The organism is Deinococcus sonorensis KR-87, from assembly GCF_040256395.1.
Taxonomy (GTDB): domain Bacteria; phylum Deinococcota; class Deinococci; order Deinococcales; family Deinococcaceae; genus Deinococcus; species Deinococcus sonorensis.
Genome location: NZ_CP158300.1, coordinates 209,607 through 228,536 on the forward strand (window position 1 = coordinate 209,607; position 18,930 = coordinate 228,536).

Sequence of the window (18,930 nt, forward strand, 5' to 3'; positions counted from 1 at the left end):
CCCGGCGCGCCGGCCGTTCAGGTCGCGGGCTTTTCCAGCGCGTCGGCTCGAACGGGCTGCCGCAAGGCGTGGGCCACGATCAGCACGCTGCCGACCAGCTGCACCAGCGAGCCGATCAGGGCGCTGAGCGCTGCCCCGGTCAGGCCCAGACGCGGCACCAGCAGCCAGCCGCTGAGCGCCAACACCGCCGTCACCACCACAAACAGCGGCAGCTGCTCAAAGAAGCGACGGGCGGCGGTGGTGGCGAAGCCGGAGGCGGCGGCCACGTAGCCCACCGCGCCGCTCACCGCCAGCCACACGAAGCTGGCCTGCTCGTGGGCGTACACCGGTCCGTACACCAGCCGCAGCAGCGGCTGCCCGGCCACCACCGCCACCAGGATCAACCCGGTGCCCAGCCCGGCGGTGATCACGCCAAACTGGAGGGCGAGCTTCAGGAAGCCGCGCACGTTCCCGCTGGCATACGCCCGCGACAGCCGCACGGTCAGCACGGTGCCGAGCGCGTTCACCACCACACTACCAGCCAATGGGATGTACACCAGTGCCCCGTAGAGACCCAGGTTGGCCTGGCCCATCATGTGCTCCACGAACAGGCGCGGCAGCGCCGCACCCAGGGAGATCAGGCCCATCACCAGGCCCAGCGGCCAGCTGACCCGCAACAGACTGCGCAGCGCCGGGCCGGTCAGCTGCGCGCGGGCGTCCGCGCCCAGCTTGCGTGCCCGGGGCCAGTCCAGCAGCAGCAGTACCAGCCCGTTGGCGATGGCGAGCCCGGCCGCCGCCGCCGCCACGTTGTGCGTCAGGCGGTAGCCCACCAGCAGAAACCCCAGTCCGAACAGCCCGCGCAGCAGCGTGGCGCCCGACACCCAGTCCAGGCGTTCTGAGCGCTGCATCAGGCCGTACAGCACGTCGCTGATCCCCTCGAAGGTCTTGGCGAGGCCCAGCCAGAGCAGCGCGCCGGTGGCCTCCGGGTACACGACCGACAGCACGCCGCACGACACGAGTGCCAGCGCCATGCCCAGCAGCCGCAGCCGCAGGTAGCTGGAAAACGGATGCTGCTGGCGGGCGTCCGTGGCCTGGACGCTGCGCAGTTGCAGGCCCATCAGCAGAAAGACCGGGGCGGTGAGGGCCAGGGCCAGGGTGATTAGGCCCACGTCGGCGGGGGTGCCCATGCGGGCCAGGCCCGCCACCATGCCCCACTGGGCGGCGGCGTACACGGCGTTGCCGGCGAAAGTCCAGGCGGCGCTGGTTCGCAGGCTCATGGGAGTGGCGCGGGTCGGTGAGGTTGGTAGGGTCATAGGAAGGGGATGCAGCAATAACGAAGAGGTGATGAGGTCGGTGGTGGAAGGTTCGCCCGAGTGTAGGGTGGCCCGCAGCTGCCTGGATGCTGGGAATGTGGCTGCGGGCTCACCCCTCATTCAGCCAGCATGAATACACCCTCAACATGATAGGGGGGTACGGCCGGGCAAAACCGGAAAGGCCGAACCCCTGAGACCAATCATGATGCAGAAGCCTGACGCCAAATTTACCCGCCTCCCCGCTGCCCGAACGTAAAAATGCCGCGTTGCCCACGCTGACATGCAGACGCCACGCATTTACGTTTACGACCCTGGACGGCAGGGGTTACGAAAGTTTTACCCCGAAGACCCTACCCTGGGCAGGTGAAAACGGAACTTCAAGGGTCAACGGTTCGCCCTGGAAGCCTCGCCGCCCAGCTGGACAGTGCGCCTTCCCCGTCCTCCCGTACCATTCAGCAGCAGGTGGTGGTCACGTTCCGCTACCCGGTGCAGTTCACGCGCGGCCTGTTCGATCCAGCCAACCGCACGCTGCTGGATGCGCTGCCACTGCAGGACCGCCCGGCCCGGCTGCTCTTCGTGCTGGATGACGGCTTCGTGGCCCAGCATCCAGCGCTGCAAGGCCAGATCGAGCGGTACGTGGCCCAGCATGCGTCGCGCCTGGAACTGGCCGGCCCGCTGCTGAGCGTCCCTGGCGGCGAGGCGGTCAAGCATGACCCGGCGCAGGTGGACACCGTGCGCGAGGCCATCAACCGGGGCGGCATTGACCGCCACAGCTACGTGGTCGTGGTGGGGGGTGGCGCGGTCATCGACATGGCCGGGTACGCGGCGGCCACCGCCCACCGGGGCGTGCGGCTGATCCGCATTCCCACCACGGTGCTGTCGCAGAACGACAGCGCCGTGGGCGTCAAGAACAGCGTCAACCGGTACGGCAAGAAGAACTGGCTTGGCACGTTCGCCCCGCCGTTCGCCGTGCTGAACGACCTGGACTTCCTGGTGACCCTGCCGGACCGCGACTGGCTCGGCGGCCTCAGCGAGGCGGTCAAGGTGGCGTTGCTCAAGGACCCAGCCTTCTTCCGTGAGCTGGAGGCCGGGGCACCGGCGCTCAGAGACCGGAACCTGGACGCGATGGACCGCGCGGTGTACCGCTGCGCTGAGCTCCACCTGCAGCACATCGCTGGGAGCGGCGACGCCTTCGAGCAGGGCTCTTCGCGCCCGCTGGATTTCGGCCACTGGGCGGCCCACAAGCTGGAGGCGCTCACCCACTACGAGCTGCGCCACGGCGAGGCCGTCGCCATCGGGATTGCCCTCGACAGCACCTACAGCTTCCTGGCGGGCCTGCTGCCGGAAGCGGACTGGCAGCGGATCATCCGGCTGTTCCAGACCCTCGGGCTCGCCACCTTTCACCCACGCCTGCTCGATCATCTGGACGACCCGGCGCACCCCGCCGGCGTGCTGGCCGGCCTGAACGAGTTCCGCGAGCACCTGGGCGGCGTACTCACCATCATGCTGCTGCGCAGCGTCGGTCAGCCGCTCGAGGTGCACGACATGCAGCTGGACCTGCTGCGGCAGGCCATCCTGCGGCTTCAGACCCTGTCCAAGGAGGAGACCTCATGGCCTACGCCAACACCTGTCCACTGAGCCAGCGTCAGCTGCTCGACGAATTCTTCATGGAGCACCGCGCCCAGGTGCTGGCCATCGCAGCCTTCCTGGACCGACTCGACCGTTCGGTGGACCGCAACGCCGAGGACGACTTCCGGCTGCGGGCCCTGCGGCAGACGCTGAACGTGCTGCTGGAGGAGGGGCCGGAACGTGCCCATCGGGTGCAGCTGCTGCTCAGCGACCACACCAGCGAGCTGCTGGAGGTGCGCGACCAGCAGGGCGCGAATGGCGCGCCGCTGCGTCAGGCGATGCAGGACGGAGGCGAACAATGAACTACATCGACCTGCACGCGCACATGATCTCGCGCAGCACCGACGACTACCACCGCATGGCCCTGACCGGCTGCCTGGCCGTCACCGAGCCGGCCTTCTGGTCCGGCCGCGACCGGCTGGGAGCGCTGGCCTTCGCCGACTACTTCGATCACCTGACCACCTTCGAGCCGGCGCGCGCCCAGCAGTACGGCATCCAGCACTACGCGTGGCTGTGTCTGAACCCCAAGGAGGGCGAGGACCGCGAGCTGGCCAGAGAAGTGCTGGCGCTGATCCCGGACTTTCTGGACCGGCCCACCGTGCTGGGCATCGGCGAAATCGGCCTGAACCGCGTGACGCGCAACGAACTGGCCACCTTCGTGGACCACGTGGAACTGGCTCTGGAGCATCATCAGCTGATTCACGTGCACACGCCGCACCTGGAAGACAAGTACAAGGGCACCCGCGTGATCGTGGAGACGCTGGCGAAGGATGGCCGCATCGACCCGGCCCGCGTAATGATCGACCACGCTGAGGAGCACACGGCCCCGCTGATTCTGGAGCACGGCTTCTGGACGGGCTTCACGCTGTACCCCAAAACCAAGGCCAGTCCGGCCCGGGCGCTCGACATGATCGAGATGTACGGCCACGAGCGCATCTGTGTCGCGTCGGCGTGTGACTGGGGCCCCAGCGACCCGGTGGCGATCCCGGAGTTCGTGCTGGAAGCGCGGCGGCGCGGCCACGACGAGGCGGGCATCCAGCGCATCGTGCTGCACAACCCGCAGGCCTTCCTCTCGCAGTCGCCGAAGTTCCGGCTGAAGCTGCCGGAGGGGACCGCCCCCCGCGCCCTGGCGGCGGACTGAGCCATGCAGCTGTCCTCAGACCTGCATCTGACGTACTGCACCAACATCCACCCGTCCAGCGGGATGGAGGAGGTGCTGGAGAATCTGGAGCGCTACGCCGTGCCGCTCAAGGCGCGGCTGTCGCCGGACGCGCCGTTCGGCATCGGGCTGCGGCTGAGCGGTGCCGAGAGCCTGGAGTTGCTGTCCGGCGAGCAGCTGGAGCGGTTCCGCAGCTTTCTGGAGCAGCGCGGCCTGTACGTGTTCACCATGAACGGCTTTCCGTACGGCCCCTTTCACGGCCAGCCGGTCAAGGACGACGTGCACGCCCCGGACTGGCGCGACGATGAGCGGGTGGCCTACACGCTGCGCCTGATCCGCATCCTGTCGGCGCTGCTGCCGGCTGGCCAGGAGGGCGGCATCAGCACCAGCCCACTGTCGTACAAGGGCTGGCTGCACGGCGAGAGTGTGCCGGCCCTGACCACCCTGCTGGTCGGCAACGTGGTGGAGGTGGTGACGGAGCTGGCGCGGCTGCGGCAGCGCACCGGCCAGCTGATTCACCTGGACATCGAGCCGGAACCGGACGGTCTGCTGGAAACCAGCGCCGAGCTTGCCGAGTTCTTCAGCGGTCCGCTGATGGGGGAGGGGGCGCGGCGGCTGGCCCAGGCCCTGGGCGTGAGCGTGGCCGAGGCGCAGGCGTGCTTCCGGGCGCACGTGCAGGTGTGTTTCGACACCTGCCACGTGGCGGTGGCCCACGAGGACGTGCGCACCGCGCTGCGCCGCTACCGCGAGGCGGGGCTGAGCATCGGCAAGGTGCAGATCAGCTCGGCGCTGCGGCTGACGATGCCGCAGGGCGATGAGCAGCGCCGGGCGCTGGCTGCCACCCTGGCGCCCTTCAGCGAGTCCACCTACCTGCATCAGGTGATTGCCCGCACCGTGGACGGCAGCACCGTGCAGTTCCCGGACCTGCCGCAGGCGCTGCCGTACCTGCCGGACGCCCGGCTGGAGGAGTGGCGCATTCACTTCCACGTGCCGGTGTTCGTGGAGAGTTTCGGGGTGCTGGACTCCACACAGGCGGCGATCCTCGATACCCTCGCGGCGCTGCGTGAGCAGCCGTTCACCCGCCACCTGGAAATCGAGACCTACACCTGGGACGTGCTGCCCGAGGGGCTGAAACTGCCGCTGCTCGACAGCATCGAACGCGAGTACCGCTGGGTGCGTCATGTCCTCTAGCGCCGTGCCGCTGCCGGCTCAGCGCTTCCGGGCGCACCTGTCGCTGGCGCGCATCAGCAACAGCCCGACGGTGGCGAGCAACGTGCTGGCCGGCGCGGCGCTGGCCGGCAGTACGGGCCTGAGCGGACGCACCGTGCTGCTGATGCTCAGCATGGTGCTGTTTTATACCGCCGGCATGTACCTCAACGACCTGCTGGACCTGGACATCGACCGCCGGGAACGCCCGGAACGGCCCCTCCCGTCCGGGACGGTGCCGCTGCCGGAAGCGTGGGCCGTGACCGGCGTGCTGTTCGTCGGCGGGCTGGCGCTGCTGGCCACCCAGGGCCTCACGGCGCTGCTGAGCGGCCTGGGGCTGGCGGCCCTGATCGTGGTGTACGACGCGTGGCACAAACGCAATCCGCTGAGCCCGCTGCTGATGGCCGGCACCCGCGTGCTGGTGTACGTGACCGCCTTCCTGGCGCTGGCCGGCACGGCCGCCGGGCCGCTGCTGCTGTGGGCGCTGCTGATGGGCGGCTACATCATGGGCCTGACCTACATCGCCAAGACCGAGAACCGCAGCGGGCTGGCGCGCGGATGGCCGGCGGCGCTGGTGCTGCTGCCCGCCGCCGTGTTCGTGGTCAGCCTGTTCCGGTCCGCTGGAAGTCAGCCGCTGGTGCTCAGTGCGCTGCTGCTGCTGGCCTTCGTGGGCTGGGCCATCTACAGCATGGGCTTCGTGTACCGCCCGGAGCGGCGCAACATCGGCCGGGCGGTGGGCAGCCTGATCGCGGGCGTGTCGCTGCTGGACGCCCTGGTGCTGCTGGCCAGCGGCGCCCACCTGGGGCCGGTGCTGCTGGCCGTGGCCGCCTTCGCGCTGACCGTGTACTGGCAGCGCCACATCAAGGGCACCTGAGCCCCCCCGTTTTTCTGCAAAGGAAGCAACATGACCCCCCTGACCCGTACCGCCGTTCTGAACATCGTGGGCCTGAGCCCCAGCCTGCTGGGCAGCAACCTGCCGCGCATCACCCGCTACGCCGAAGCTGGCCGGATGGTCCCGGTGGGCGAGGTGCTCCCGGCCGTGACCTGCAGCGTGCAGGCCACCTACCTCACCGGCAAGTGGCCCAGCGAGCACGGCATCGTGGGCAACGGCTGGCTGTTCCGCGACGAGTGCGAGGTGAAGTTCTGGCGCCAGAGCAACCAGCTGGTGCAGCAGCCGAAGCTGTGGGAAGTGGCGCGCGAACTGGACCCGGAGTTCAGCTGCGCCAACCTGTTCTGGTGGTACAACATGAACTCCACCGTGGACTACGCGGTGACGCCGCGCCCGATGTACCCGTCGGACGGCCGCAAGATTCCGGACATCTACACCTGGCCGCCCGAACTGCGCGGCCAGCTGAACGACGAGCTCGGCGAGTTTCCGCTGTTCGAGTTCTGGGGGCCCAACGCCTCCATCCGCTCCAGCGACTGGATCGCGCAGAGCGCGAAGCGGCTGGAACTGCAGCACAGCCCGACCCTGTCGCTGGTGTACCTGCCGCACCTGGATTACGGGCTGCAGAAATACGGCCCGGAGCACCCCAAGATGGCCCGCGAGCTGCAGGACATCGACCGGGTGGTGGGTGAGCTGCTGGACTTCTACGCTGAGTGCGGCGTACAGGTGGTGCTGCTCTCCGAGTACGGCATCGAGCGCGCGTGGCGGCCGATTCACATCAACCGGATGTTCCGCGAGGCGGGCATGATCGCGGTGCGCGAGGAACTGGGCCGTGAACTGCTGGATGCCGGCATGAGCGAGGCGTTCGCGGTGGCGGACCATCAGGTGGCGCACGTGTATGTCCGGGATCCCCAGCGGCTGGCCGAGGTGAAGGCCATGCTGGAACAGCTGCCGGGGGTGGGCGAGGTGCTGGACGAGGCGGGCAAGCGCCGCCACCACCTGGACCACGACCGGGCTGGTGATCTGGTGGTGGTGGCCGAACCGGGCGCATGGTTCACCTACTACTACTGGCTGGATGACGACCGTGCGCCGGACTTCGCCCGCACCGTCGAAATCCACAAGAAGCCCGGCTACGACCCGGCCGAGCTGTTCATGGATCCGCACAGTCCGGCCAAGTTGAAGGCGGCCCGTGCATTGGCCAAGAAGAAGCTGGGCTTCCGTTACCTGATGGACGTGATCGGCCTGGACGCCACCGTGGTGCGCGGCTCGCATGGGCGGCTGACCGGTGACCCGCAGCGTGGCCCGCTGCTGATCTCGCCGCATGCGGACCTGCTCCCACCGGGCCAGCTCGGTCCCACCGAGGTGTTCAGCGTGCTGCTGCGTCACCTGCAGCGCAGCGTGGCCGAGCCGGCCCGCGAGCTGACCCGGGCTTAAACGCCACGGCGGATCAGGAACAGCAGAGAGGGCCAGACCACAGCGGTCTGGCCCTCTCTGCTGTCCGGCTTACTTCTTGCTGGCGCGCTTGGGAGCGGGCTTGCTCTGCTTGGCACGGCTCTTGCCAAGGGCCTGACCCTTGTCGAAGCTGGCGCCCATCTTGCGGCGGGTCTCCTCGGCCAGCGCCTTGAAGTCCACCACGCCCGCCTGAATATTCTCCAGGGTCGGCTTCGGGGCGGCGCCGCGCCGGCCGCTGGCCATCTCGCGGTTCACGTTGGCGAACCATTCTTCAACAGCCGGCGTCACTTCAATGACCATGTCGCGCGCGGTCTTACGGTAGCTGTCCTCTGAACCGCGGCGCTTGAATTCTTTGGGCAACTCAAAACGTTCCGGCAGGTCCGCCGCATCAATGTCGCCCTCCCGCACAGCGTTGCGCAGCTGCTTCACAAAGGTGTCGCTGCGTTGTGGATTGGTCAGGCGCTCTACATACTCACTCAACTTGGCATAAGGCATGGCAACAATCATAGACCATCAATTGCACAATGGTGCAAGATGCCCCACAGAGGGGCAGTTATTTCAAGGTTTCAAGCATGACCTTCTGGAAGCTGGTCTTCCGCACAGCCGACCGCCGGTGAAACAAATTGTGCAGGTCCCTGCACGTCCAGCGTGTACAGAACGATGTGGATTTCGAAGCCGAGTGTGATTTGGGCGGACGAACCGGCGATCGTGCGGGCGTTCCAAAGGACCTGGAGCGAATGCAAAGTTTCAGGCGGAAGGATTGATGGCCTACCCATCCTGAAATGATTCAGACTCTGATCCGCGTGTCAACCCTGCGGGTCTTGCATGATCTGCAGAACGTCGGAGTGAGAGGGGGCGTGCGCGCCGGCCACCGTGCACGCGGCGGCGGCAGCGGCCAGCGCAAAGCCGAGCTGCCGCCGTGCCGGCCACTCCGGATGCTGCAGCCGGACGCTCAGCAGTGCCGCGATGCTGGCGTCCCCCGCACCTACCGTGTCGGCCACCTTTACCGGATAGCCGGGATGATGCAGGTCCAGGTCCGGACCAAGCAGGCGCGCGCCTGCCGACCCCAGGGTCAGCAGCACGGTCACGGCCGGATGGATGGACCGGATGTGGGCGAGTGCCTGATCGGTGCCGAGGTCCGGAAGCAGGCCGCCCAGGTCTTCCTCCGAGACCTTCAGCACGTCGGTGAGCGGCAGGTAGGCCACGAACGCCTCCCGGTACGCCTCCGCCAGCTGCGCCCGGTAGTTGGGGTCGTAGACGACCGTGAGCCCCCGCGCCCGCGCCGTCTGCGCCTGCTGGAGAAACGCGGCGCGGGCCGGCTCCCGCACCAGGGTGATGCCTCCGAAGTAGGCGGCCCGTGCCCCGTCCCAGGCGGCCGGCGGCACGTCGCCGAACTGACTGTCGGCCGCCTGGGCCGCGTAGAAGGCGTAGAGCGCCGGATGCGCCCGGTGAATCACCGCAAGGGCCGTGGGCGCGCTGACCCGTTGCACGAAGCTCAGGTCCAGCCCCGCTGCCTGTCCCTCGGCCGCCAGCCGCTGCCCGAACGGGTCGTCGCTGAGCGCGCCCACGAACGGGGCGGACAGGCCCAGCCGCGCCAGGCAGCGGGCCACGGTCCAGGCGCTGCCCCCAGCCCGGGCCTGCCAGTGGTCGCCACCGGCCGGCACCAGATCGATGACCGCGCCGCCGAACGCCAGCACCCGCGTCACAGCGGGGCCTCCGGCTGCCGGAGGTGCCGGATGGCCAGCTCCAGAAAATCGGGCGGGCCGAAGGAACCGCTTTTCAGAATCACCAGCAGGCCCTGGTCCGGGGCGTAGCTGCTGGGCAGGCCCGGAGCCAGTTCCTGCACCACCACCGTGTGGGTGATGCCGAACGCGCGGGTGAGCGCGGCCGAGGTGTCGCCACCCAGCGCCACCAGCTTCTGCGTGCCGGTCTGGCGGGCGGCGCGCTCGGCGGCTCCGGCCAGCACGCTCGACACCCGCTGACTCACCTGCAGCGCGTCCAGCCCGAGCTGCTGTCCGGCGGCGCGGGTCTGCTGCACCTGTTCCGGGGTGTTGGGAGAGCGCAGCAGCACCGTGCCGTGCTCCTCAATGCTGGCCTGAGCCAGGGCCGCGAGCTCCCGGATGGCCTGCTCCGGGTCCTGCAGGGCCAGATCCACGTTTAGTTGATGCACCGTGCCTCCGTGGTCCTGATAGTGCTGCACCTGGGCGCGCGACTGCGGCATCACCGAGGCGGCGATCATCAGCACCCGCTCCGGCTGCGCCCAGGAGGCTCCCTCCAGCGGGCGGAACGGGGCCGGCGCGGGCCAGAAGGCCGGGAGTTCCTCCGCCAGTCCGCTGGACCCCAGGAACACCGTCTCGCCGGACAGCGCGCCGGCCAGCACCCGCAGGTCCTCCTGCGTTTCCGCGTCGGCCAGCAGGTAGCCGGTGCCGCTGCGCTCCTGGGCCATCCGCTCCGCGCGCACCGCCTCCGGTCCCTGCCGCACCGTCTCGAGGGCCAGACCCGCCACCGGCCGAGCGGTCTGCTGGCCCAGATCCAGGATCAGGTTCACCTCCCGGCGTGGATGCACCGGGTCCTGGCCGAACTCGCTGTCCGGCAGCGCCACGCCCCACACGAAGTGGTCGCCGTGCCGGGTGCTGCGCCCGTTCCTGGGGAAGGCGGCGACCGCCACCCCGAAGTCCACGCCCAGCGTCCCGAGCATCGCGTCGAATTCGGCGCCCACGTTGCCCCGGAACACCGAACAGGTCTTCTTCCAGTACGCCTGACCGCCCGCCTGTTGCAGCGCCCGGGTGGCCCGCACTACCCGCCCGGCCGCCTCGTCAGGCGGCAGAAACCGCGAATCGGTGTCGATAATCAGCACATCGGTCCGCTCGTGGCGGAAACGGTCGGCCAGGGCTTCCCAGTCCGCCTGCTGCGACACGATCCGGACGGCGTACCCGTGCTTGGCCAGCAGCGCCCCGATGTCGCCGGCGCCGGTGATGTCGTCGGCCACCACGCCCAGGCGGGGCGTCATGCCTGCCACCCCCGCACGTCCGGCAGCAGCCGGGGACGTTGCTCGCCGGGCCGGATCCGGGCCCCGTGGCCGGCACGGGCGTTGGCCTCGGTCAGCTCCTCGTCACTCAGCACCCGCGCCTGGCCGTGCGAGGCGAGCCACACCCGCACGTTCTGCTCCAGCTCCTCCAGAATGTCGCGCGCCTCCTCCAGCCCGCGCCCCCAGGTGATCACCCCGTGATTCTGCAGCAGCAGGGCGTTCACGTCCCGGCAGGTGCGGCCCACCGCTTCGGCCAGCACCGGGGCGCCCGGCGGCAGGTAGGGAAGCAGCGGCACCCGGCCTACCCGGGTCACGGCGTAGCTGGAATGCACCGGCAGCACGTTGCCCCCCTCGGTCGGCGCGGCCAGACACGACAGGGCCAGCGAGTCGGGCGCGTGCAGGTGCAGCACCGCCTGCACCTCCGGCCGCGCCCGGTAGATGGCGGCGTGGAAGGCCGCTTCCTTGGACGGTGCCGGGCCGTTCACCCGCCCGCCCTGCAGGTCACACTCCGCAAACTCCTCGGGTCGCTGCCGCGAGAAGGCGGTGTTGGTGGCGCTCACCAGAAAGCCGTCGCTCTCTCGATGGCTCAGGTTGCCGCCGCTGCTGCTCGTCAGGCCCATGCGGTACAGGTCGCGCGCCTCCTCGGCCAGCCGGGCGGCCAGGGCCGCGGCCATCACCAGCCCTCGTCCGGGCCGAAGCCAGGGCAGTTGCCGCGCTGCACGCACTCGTGGGCATACACGAACATCGCGGCCGACCAGCTCTGCCCGCGGAAGCCGCTGGGCCGACCGCTCTGCCCGTGGTGCCACTCGTTGAAGTCCCATTCCAGGCCCGGCGTGCGCGACTGCCGGTCCAGCTCGGCCAGCCGCTCCAGCTGCCGGCCCGCCTCGTTCAGCCGGCCCGCCTGCACCAGCGCCGCCACGTAGAATCCGCCGAGAAACGGCCAGATGCCGCCGTTGTGGTAGTGGTCCGGCAGGTTCAGGTTCCGCACCCGGTAGTACTCGCGCCAGTCCTTGTCGCCGGGCCGCACCGGTGGGTACACCGCCCGGACCGGCCACGGCATGTTGATGCCCGCCGACTCGATGTAGTCGAGGATGCGCAGCGCCTGCTGATCGCTGGCCAGCCCGAACAGCACCGCCGCCAGGTTCCCGAAGGTGTCGAAGCGGTCCTCGTAGTCGCGGAAGGCCATGTACGGCAGGTAGTAGGGCCGGTCCTGCAGCACGGTGGTGGTGAGCTGGATCGGGTACAGCCACTCCTTGCGGTGCGTCTCCACCCACCCCAGGTCCTTGTGCACGTCCGGCCCCACCCACAGCAGCGTGTTGACCTTGTAGCGGATGTCCTCGGCGCGCTCCCGGTAGGGCTGGTCGTCCTCGCCCAGCGCCCGGCAGATGGCGGCCATGCTGCGCTGCGCGGCGAACCACAGCACGTTCGGCCACAGGCTGTTGTAGCGGTTGGCGAACAGGTCCGCCCAGTCCATCGCCTCGTGGACCTCCAGCAGCCCGCACTCGTTGCTGTCCTGGTACTCCAGCCAGGTGTAGGCGCGCTGGATGTGCGGCCACATGGACCGCAGCCGCTGGGTGTCGCCGTCCTGCCGCTGCACGTAATCGTTGCCGAGAATGAACCACAGGCTGTTGTCGATGCAGCCGGCGTGCGCGGTGTCCACCACCACCTTGATCTCGTCGTCGCCCACCCGCAGCGCCCCGCCGTGCGCCAGCAGCGCTGGGTCCGGCAGGCCGGTGAAGCCCACGTTGTGCGGAATGTTGCCCAGCCGCGACTGGTAGGCCGCCAGCGTGCGGATGGAGCGGCGGGCCACCTCGGGACCTTCCGGGTCCCGGCACAGCATCAGGCCCAGCGAACTGATCATGCTGTCGCGCGCCCAGACCTGCCGGTAGGCGCTGCTGGAGCCGAGCAGCCCGATGCTGCTGCCGTTGGCCAGCACCGTGCGCTCCGCGATGGGCCGGCCGGTGTCGGCCAGGGCACTCACGGCGTGGCCCCTGCCTGCGCCTCGGCCGCCCACACGCAGCGGCGCGCGAAGGTGTCGAAGGTGTCGCCGGCCACCCAGTGAAAGTTCTCCCTCACCAGGGCCAGTTCGTCCAGCACCGCTTCACGTGCCTGCGGGTCCTGCGGGTGGTCCAGCGCCGCCAGCCCCAGGCGGGCCACCCGGGCCCAGCCGGCCAGCTTGGCGGTCCAGGGGGCCACGTTCTGGAGCAGCAGGGGGTCGTGCAGCCGCGCCAGCGTGTCCGCGTGCTGATGCATGGCCTCCACCGCCTCCCGCAGCGGCGCCTCGTCCGGCGCCCCGGCCTCGGCCGCCTCCGCTGGCCGGCCCGGCACGTCCGGCCCGGCGGCGGGTGGTGGCCCGCCGCGCGCCGCCCAGAAACGGTCAATGGCCGGCCAGAGCGGATGCTCAAGCGCCGCCGGGCCACTGGTCAGCGGGGTGCGGCGCGCCAGGTCCGCCAGGAACACCAGCGCCTGGGCCTCCTCCGGGCTGTGGGTGGAGCGCTGGGCGGCCTGCCGCAGCGCCTGGGCCGGGTCGTACCCGGCCGGGTCCCGCAGATAGTCGGCGGTGGTCCGCATCGCCACCTCGCTGGCCGCACTCAGCGCTCCGGCCGCCGCGAAGTACCCGCTGCAGGCCGCGGGCAGGTCCGGGTCGCGGCCCGTCAGCGCCGCGATGTGCAGGTCGTACTGCATGTCCAGGTCGTTGACCGGGAAGTTGTCCCACACCACCACCGGCCGGCGCAGCACCTCCGCCACCCGGCGCAGTTCCGCCGCGCCGATCGCCGGGCTGCACACCTCCTGGCCGGTCCAGAACACCAGCACCCGGGGGTCCAGGCCGGCGCCCAGTGCCCACAGGTACGCCGAGTTGCCGGCGCCGTGGTACTCGGTCGGGCAGAAGTAGAATTCGCCCTCCGGGTCCAGGTGCGGAAGCAGCTGATGCACCAGCCAGACCTGAGCGCGCGCCAGATCCGGGAACACGCCCGCGTCCTCGCCGTGCTCGAAGCGGCTGGGCAGGTCGTCGAGCAGCAGCGCGAACGACCGGATGCCGCAGGCCTGCGCCGCCTGAAGCTTGCTGAGCAGCACCTCCAGGTGCCCTGGGTCGCTGTAGCGGAAGGCCAGGGCGCTCAGCCCGAAGATCAGCTCCACCCCCACTTCCCGGGCGTGGGTGGCCAGCCGCTCGAACTGCCGCCACTCGACGTGGGTGTACGGCTCCTGCCAGCGGTTGCGGTGAATGGTGTCGTTCTTGGGGGCGTAGAGGTAGCGGTTGAAGCCCACCTCCTGCATGAAGTCCAGCATGCGGTGCCGTTCGTCCCATGACCAGGGGCGGCCATAGAACGCTTCCAGCACACCGCGTCGCTCAGCGGTCATGTGTGTCTCCTGTCTTGTTCGGGCGAATGGTGGCGTGGGTGTGCTGCCCCGGCTCGCCGGGCGGGCCGCGCAGCTCGAAGTGGATGCGGCTCCCGGCCGGGCCGCACGGCTGGAAGGTCAGGGTCCGCACCGCGTGGGTCGGCACCTGCACCGGATGACGGCCCGCCGGCCCCGCCTCGCCCGACACCCGCACCTCACCGGAAAACTCGCTGTCGGTGGGGTTCTCGATGGTGAGCGTCACCGGCTGGCCGCACTCCACCGTGATCGGTTCAGCATGGATGATCAGGCGGGTGGTGTGCGGCTGGAGCGCCTGATGCAGCCGCTGCAGCTCCTGACCGCGCGCGAGCAGCCGGTCGAAGTGCTCGGCGGTCGGCTCCACCGGCCCGGTGTGACCGCCCAGGATCAGGTCCGGCTGGAGCTGGCGGTACAGCTCGGCGCTGCGGACGTAGTCGCCCTCGCGGAACAGGTTCGGATAGGTGTAGGGCATGCCCAGGCCGTCCCCGTCCGCGTACTGGTCGCCCCCGAACAAGGCGCGTTCTCCATCCGCCTCGACCAGCAGGGCGCAGGCGTAGCGGGTGTGGCCGGTCAGCTCATGGGGCGTGATCACAAATTCCTCCCAGTGAAGCGGCTGGCCCAGCGGCAGCCGGCGGTCGGCCGGTACCGGCTCGAACCACAGGCACGGCAGCCGGTAGCGCTCCGGGTGGGCCAGCACGTCGCTGACGTTCTCCGGCACCCACACCTCGGCGCCGTAGGCCTCGCGGAGCAGCGGAATGCCGGCGACGTGGTCGTCATGAAAGTGGGTGGGGATCACCGCATCGATCTGCCGGACCCCGTGGCGCGCCATCAGCGTGGGCAGGGTGTACAGCCACGGGCGGCGCGACTCGGCGTCGGTGGCGCTCGGCTGTCCGAAGCAGAAGTCGTAGCCGTAGTCGATCAGCAGGGCGTGGCCGCTGCGCGAGCGCAGCACGTACGAGTGCGCCACGCTGGTGCGGTTCCACAGCAGCCACGGGCGCAGCTCCACGTACGGCTTCTCCCGCAGCTCCAGCAGCCGGGTGTTGTGCCGCCGGAGGTGCAGCAGCCCCATCAGGGCCTTCGCCGTGTCACCGAGCGCGCTGGAAGGCATCGGCTCGCCGTGGGCGGGCAGCACCAGGTCTGGGTGCTGATCGGCCAGGTCCAGCAGCGACAGCACCGTGCCGGGCACTCCCTCCGCGCCGTGATAGGTCCACTGGGTGGCCGCCAGCCGGCTGACCTGACCGGGGGCGTACAGCAGATCGCCGGTAAACGCCAGCCGCGCGCCCGGCAGGTCCAGCAGCAGTGACACGGCGGCCGGCGTGGGACCGGGGGTGGGCCGCACCGTGAAGGCCAGCGCTCCGAAGCGGTGCGTGTGATACTCGCGCAGCGGACGGGTGTTCACCGCCGCCGGAACGGTCCAGGTGCGCGGCCTCGCCTCGTAGTTGTTCGGCTGGTCCGCCTGCCGGAGGTACGGTTCCGGGTGCTCCAGGCTGGCGCGCTCGCCTTCCGGGGCGTACACGGGGATGCCGAGCTGCACGGCCCGTGCGGCCCCGGCGGCGGTGTCGCGGTGGTGGTGGGTGAGCAGCACCGCCATGACCGGCGGCAGGCCCTCCGGCAGGGCGTCCAGCACCGAGCCGTCTCCGATGTTCACCAGCACGCTCCCCTCCGGGCCGCCCACCACGTACACGTGGGCCGAGTCGGTGTGCCGGTAGACGCCGGGCCAGACCTGCTTCACCGCGCCTCCAGCGGGCCAGAGAGGAGTGCGCAGGTCGCGCGCGGGAGCAGTCCATGTTGGCGGGGCATCAGGCGGGGGCCGCCGGGTCGGCGGGGTCGTCCAGCGGCTCCGGCAGCGGCTCGAACGGGCGGACCTGCACCGCCGCGAAGGTCAGCGCCACGCTCACCAGCACGATCATGACGAAGGTGCGGGTCAGCAGGCTCAGCAGCACCAGCACCACCGGAACCAGCACGTACAGGTGGGCCGAGACCGGGTGACGCCCCAGGTTCAGCAGGGCGGCCCGCCACGCGCGGAGGTAGGGGAGGCGTTCGACGCTCAGCGCTTCCAGCAGGTAGGGCTGCAGCGCCACGTAGAGCCACGCCAGATAGGCCGCCACCAGTGTCAGGACCGTCTTCCCGAATGGTCCCAGCACCCGCTGCCAGTACACCACGTTGCTGTACAGCACAAACGCCACCAGCGCGGTGGTCAGCAGCCACAGCACGCCCGGCACCACGTTCTGTCGCAGCAGCGGCAGGAAGCGGCGCAGGTCCGGGTCGCGGTCCTGGCGCATGGTGGTGGCGATCAGCGCGTACACGGCCAGGGTGGCGGGTCCGGCCAGCACCACCGTCCAGGCCAGCACCAGCCAGATCAGGTTCAGCCACACCAGCGTGAGCAGGTGGTGCCAGGTGAGGAGCCCCCCTTCCCGGTAGGCCCGCGGTAGCCTCAAGGCGCGCTCCAGTGCAGGTCCAGCGGCAACGTGTTGAGCGCCTGGACCGTCAGCGGCCCGTGGGGACCGACCCACATCACGCCAAGGTGCCGCTGCTCGCCCGGCAGCAGCGAGAAGCCGCTGTCGTCCGGCTCGGCGGCGCCGGGCGGGCCCTCCACGCTGATCCACAGCGCCGTGGTCGTTCCGGTGTTGCGCACCAGCAGCCGGTCTGCCTGCCGCTCCACGCTGAGGGTGGTGTCGCCCAGCGTGGCCAGGGGCGCAAACGGCTGTGGGCGATCGTGGGCCACCCACTGCTCGGTGCGGGTTAGCCGCGTGCCGTCCGGCCCGTGCAGCTCGGCACGCAGCAGGGCCGGCCCGTCCGGGAGCGCCACCGTGAACGGGGCGCCTGCGGCAGGCCAGCCGATGGGGCCGGTCTGGTGATGCACCACGCCGCCATTCAGGTCGTGCAGGGTGACGCTCAGCTGGCCGTGGCCGGGCCGGTCGGCCAGAACCCTGGGCTGCAGCGTCAGTGCTCCCGCAGCAACCGGGCCCGGCAGGCCCGGCAGGCCCAGGTGCAGCGCGACCGGGGCGTTCAGCTCCCGGCAGCGGTAGTACGCCAGCTTGGGGTTCAGGTCGTAATCGATAACACTGGTATTGTGCGCGTTCGGCCACGGCTCGTTGAGCTGCCACACCAGCGCCGCGCTGCACTCGTCCGGCCGGGCCCGGTTGCAGGCCAGCGCGTGCCGCAGCACGTCCGCCTGCACCGCCTGGGTCAGCCGCACGTAGCGGCCCAGGTCCTCGACCGGTCCGAACACCTCCTCAATCCGGTGCCGCATCAGCCACCAGTCGCCGTGGTGCACCACCTGCGGGTTGCGGTCGTCCATCGGCCACACCGGGCCGTCGGTCAGGTAACGGCGCAGTGTGGCCTCGCGTGAGGCGGCCTGACAGCCGAACTCGCTGTGCATCAGGGCGCGGCTCACGCTGTACGGCCGGTAGCTGTCGTGCACGCCCCGGTAGTGCCACGGCCCGTGCACGTCGTGCTGGTCTTGAGGCCGCTCCAGCGAGACCTCGGGCCTCAGGTCGTACTCGGGGCCGCTGGGCGAGGTGGGCACGAACGGCCGGGTCCCGTCGTGTTCCGCAATGATGGCCGCGATGCGGGCGAGGGTCGGCTGGTGCTCACTGGCCGGCTGCCGCTGCTCGTCGGTCAGTTCGTTGCCACCCCCCAGCAGCACCACGCACGGATGATGGCGTGCTCCCCGCACCAGGGCCGGCAGGTCGCGTTCCAGCGCGGCCAGGAATTCAGGGCTGTCCGGCGGCACGTTGTCGCTGCCGCTGCTGCTGAGCGGCATTTCCTGCCAGACCATCAGGCCCAGTTCGTCACAGCGGTCCAGCATCGCCTCGGACGCCAGCCCCCCCACCCCGTTGACCCGCAGCAGGTTGGCATGCGCGGCGTGGGCCAGCTCGACCAGCCGCCGTTCACGGCCCGCCATGCCCTCCCGCCCCGGCAGCAGGTCGGCCGGCACCACGTTGAACCCGCGGGCGTAGAGCGGCTGCCCGTTCACCTGCAGCGTGTAGGGCCGCGCCCCGCGCGCCAGCGAGGCGACATTGTGGACCAGCTGCACCTCGCGCACCCCGAACCGCGTCTCCAGCGGCGCCGCTCCGTCCACCCAGGCCCGCAGACGGTACAGCGGCTGCCCGCCCAGGCCCACCGGCCACCACAGCTCCGGATCAGCGAGCGGAAAGCGGCAGGTCCGCCCCACCACCTGCTGCCGCTCCACCCGGCCATCCGGATGCGTCAGCTCGGCGGTAATGGGGGCCTGCGGGTCGCCGTCCAGCTCCAGCTGAACGTCCACCTCCGCGTGGTGGTGGTCCTCGCGGAGGTGGGTGCGCACGTGCAGGTCGCGCAGGGCGGTGCCCTGGTCACCCAGCAGCGTCACGCCGCGCCACAGGCCCACATGAATCAGCCGGGTCGAGAAGTCCCAGCCGTACCCGTACCGCGGTTTGAGCGTGTGCGTGCGGCTGGTCCGGCCCAGCTGCCCGTCCTCCGGCGGCGGTTCCGCCAGCACCACCGCCAGCAGGTGCTCGGCCCCGACGTCCAGGCCGCTCACGTCGAACCACACCGGGGTATGCGTGCCGGCCAGCGCGCCGAGCCGCTCCCCGTTCAGGTACACCTGACCGCCGTAATCCGAGCCGTCGAAGCGCAGCTGCAGCCGCCGGCACCCGGGCAGCTCCACCCGGAAGGTGCGGCGGTACACCCACTGCCGCGCGCTGACCCATTCGGCCTGCAGGCTGGCCAGGCCAAAATTCGGGTCGCGGATCAGGCCGGCGCGGATCAGGTCGTCGTGGACGCTGCCCGGCACCCGCGCCGGGATCCAGGCGGTGCGGGCGAAGGCCCCGATCGGCTGCTCCAGCTCCGTGTGCAGCCGCAGGAACCGCCACGCCTCGCTGACGGTCCCGGCCAGCTGCCAGCGGCCGCCCAGGTCCTG

16 protein-coding genes are annotated in these 18,930 nt (G+C 70.3%); 6 read left to right on the forward strand and 10 right to left on the reverse strand.

Annotated elements, in window-relative coordinates:
* Positions 1-17: 17 nt before the first annotated feature.
* Complete coding sequence (locus ABOD76_RS21075; protein WP_350245679.1) at positions 18-1,292, reverse strand: lipopolysaccharide biosynthesis protein; 1,275 nt, start codon at positions 1,290-1,292, stop codon at positions 18-20.
* Positions 1,293-1,655: 363 nt separating this feature from the next.
* Here ABOD76_RS21075 and ABOD76_RS21080 point away from each other — a divergent pair, with 363 nt between their 5' ends.
* The 6 genes from ABOD76_RS21080 to ABOD76_RS21105 are packed head-to-tail and all read left to right on the forward strand — an operon-like array spanning position 1,656 to position 7,606.
* Positions 1,656-2,930, forward strand: coding sequence for a 3-dehydroquinate synthase (locus ABOD76_RS21080; RefSeq protein WP_350245680.1), 1,275 nt, complete (start codon positions 1,656-1,658; stop codon positions 2,928-2,930).
* Entirely contained in the window at positions 2,903-3,223 is a 321-nt protein-coding gene (locus ABOD76_RS21085) for a hypothetical protein (RefSeq protein WP_350245681.1), read from the forward strand. Before ABOD76_RS21080 ends, ABOD76_RS21085 begins: the two co-directional genes overlap by 28 nt.
* Positions 3,220-4,062 (forward strand): TatD family hydrolase, encoded by an 843-nt coding sequence (locus ABOD76_RS21090; protein WP_350245682.1) that lies wholly within the window; start codon positions 3,220-3,222, stop codon positions 4,060-4,062. Before ABOD76_RS21085 ends, ABOD76_RS21090 begins: the two co-directional genes overlap by 4 nt.
* 3 nt (positions 4,063-4,065) lie before the next feature.
* Entirely contained in the window at positions 4,066-5,271 is a 1,206-nt protein-coding gene (gene eboE / locus ABOD76_RS21095) for a metabolite traffic protein EboE (RefSeq protein ID WP_350245683.1), read from the forward strand.
* Complete coding sequence (locus ABOD76_RS21100; protein WP_350245684.1) at positions 5,261-6,160, forward strand: UbiA family prenyltransferase; 900 nt, start codon at positions 5,261-5,263, stop codon at positions 6,158-6,160. The genes eboE and ABOD76_RS21100 overlap by 11 nt, the downstream gene beginning before the upstream one ends.
* A 39-nt stretch (positions 6,161-6,199) precedes the next feature.
* Complete coding sequence (locus tag ABOD76_RS21105) at positions 6,200-7,606, forward strand: alkaline phosphatase family protein (RefSeq protein ID WP_350245694.1); 1,407 nt, start codon at positions 6,200-6,202, stop codon at positions 7,604-7,606.
* A gap of 69 nt (positions 7,607-7,675) precedes the next feature.
* On the opposite strand, the gene ABOD76_RS21110 is transcribed toward ABOD76_RS21105, so the two are convergent.
* The 9 genes from ABOD76_RS21110 to ABOD76_RS21150 form a co-directional block, all read right to left on the reverse strand.
* Positions 7,676-8,119 carry a hypothetical protein gene (locus tag ABOD76_RS21110; protein ID WP_350245695.1) on the reverse strand — a complete coding sequence of 148 codons (444 nt, stop codon included), beginning with the start codon at positions 8,117-8,119 and terminating at the stop codon, positions 7,676-7,678.
* A 311-nt stretch (positions 8,120-8,430) separates the two neighbouring features.
* Positions 8,431-9,330, reverse strand: a complete 900-nt coding sequence (locus ABOD76_RS21115; protein ID WP_350245685.1) for a carbohydrate kinase family protein — start codon at positions 9,328-9,330, stop codon at positions 8,431-8,433.
* Positions 9,327-10,634: a four-carbon acid sugar kinase family protein gene (locus tag ABOD76_RS21120; protein ID WP_350245686.1), complete on the reverse strand. Its 1,308-nt coding sequence runs from the start codon at positions 10,632-10,634 to the stop codon at positions 9,327-9,329. The genes ABOD76_RS21115 and ABOD76_RS21120 overlap by 4 nt, the downstream gene beginning before the upstream one ends.
* Entirely contained in the window at positions 10,631-11,326 is a 696-nt protein-coding gene (locus ABOD76_RS21125; RefSeq protein WP_350245696.1) for a class II aldolase/adducin family protein, read from the reverse strand. The genes ABOD76_RS21120 and ABOD76_RS21125 overlap by 4 nt, the downstream gene beginning before the upstream one ends.
* Positions 11,326-12,633 (reverse strand): amylo-alpha-1,6-glucosidase, encoded by a 1,308-nt coding sequence (locus tag ABOD76_RS21130; protein ID WP_350245687.1) that lies wholly within the window; start codon positions 12,631-12,633, stop codon positions 11,326-11,328. The genes ABOD76_RS21125 and ABOD76_RS21130 overlap by 1 nt, the downstream gene beginning before the upstream one ends.
* Positions 12,630-14,012 (reverse strand): beta-N-acetylglucosaminidase domain-containing protein, encoded by a 1,383-nt coding sequence (locus ABOD76_RS21135; protein ID WP_350245688.1) that lies wholly within the window; start codon positions 14,010-14,012, stop codon positions 12,630-12,632. Before ABOD76_RS21135 ends, ABOD76_RS21130 begins: the two co-directional genes overlap by 4 nt.
* Positions 14,002-15,759 (reverse strand): MBL fold metallo-hydrolase, encoded by a 1,758-nt coding sequence (locus tag ABOD76_RS21140; protein WP_350245689.1) that lies wholly within the window; start codon positions 15,757-15,759, stop codon positions 14,002-14,004. The genes ABOD76_RS21135 and ABOD76_RS21140 overlap by 11 nt, the downstream gene beginning before the upstream one ends.
* A 67-nt stretch (positions 15,760-15,826) precedes the next feature.
* Complete coding sequence (locus tag ABOD76_RS21145) at positions 15,827-16,465, reverse strand: DUF624 domain-containing protein (protein WP_350245340.1); 639 nt, start codon at positions 16,463-16,465, stop codon at positions 15,827-15,829.
* Positions 16,462-18,804: a glycoside hydrolase family 2 protein gene (locus ABOD76_RS21150; RefSeq protein WP_350245341.1), complete on the reverse strand. Its 2,343-nt coding sequence runs from the start codon at positions 18,802-18,804 to the stop codon at positions 16,462-16,464. Before ABOD76_RS21150 ends, ABOD76_RS21145 begins: the two co-directional genes overlap by 4 nt.
* Positions 18,805-18,930: the final 126 nt, after the last annotated feature.

Excerpts from the sequence above, each read along its gene's own strand:
- ABOD76_RS21135 (WP_350245688.1), bottom strand. The coding sequence starts at position 14,012 with ATGACCGCTGAGCGACGCGGTGTGCTGGAAGCGTTCTATGGCCGCCCC.
- ABOD76_RS21120 (WP_350245686.1), bottom strand. The coding sequence starts at position 10,634 with ATGACGCCCCGCCTGGGCGTGGTGGCCGACGACATCACCGGCGCCGGC.
- ABOD76_RS21085 (WP_350245681.1), top strand. The coding sequence starts at position 2,903 with ATGGCCTACGCCAACACCTGTCCACTGAGCCAGCGTCAGCTGCTCGAC.
- ABOD76_RS21090 (WP_350245682.1), top strand. The coding sequence starts at position 3,220 with ATGAACTACATCGACCTGCACGCGCACATGATCTCGCGCAGCACCGAC.
- ABOD76_RS21100 (WP_350245684.1), top strand. The coding sequence starts at position 5,261 with ATGTCCTCTAGCGCCGTGCCGCTGCCGGCTCAGCGCTTCCGGGCGCAC.
- ABOD76_RS21110 (WP_350245695.1), bottom strand. The coding sequence starts at position 8,119 with ATGCCTTATGCCAAGTTGAGTGAGTATGTAGAGCGCCTGACCAATCCA.
- ABOD76_RS21075 (WP_350245679.1), bottom strand. The coding sequence starts at position 1,292 with ATGACCCTACCAACCTCACCGACCCGCGCCACTCCCATGAGCCTGCGA.
- ABOD76_RS21125 (WP_350245696.1), bottom strand. The coding sequence starts at position 11,326 with ATGGCCGCGGCCCTGGCCGCCCGGCTGGCCGAGGAGGCGCGCGACCTG.
- eboE (WP_350245683.1), top strand. The coding sequence starts at position 4,066 with ATGCAGCTGTCCTCAGACCTGCATCTGACGTACTGCACCAACATCCAC.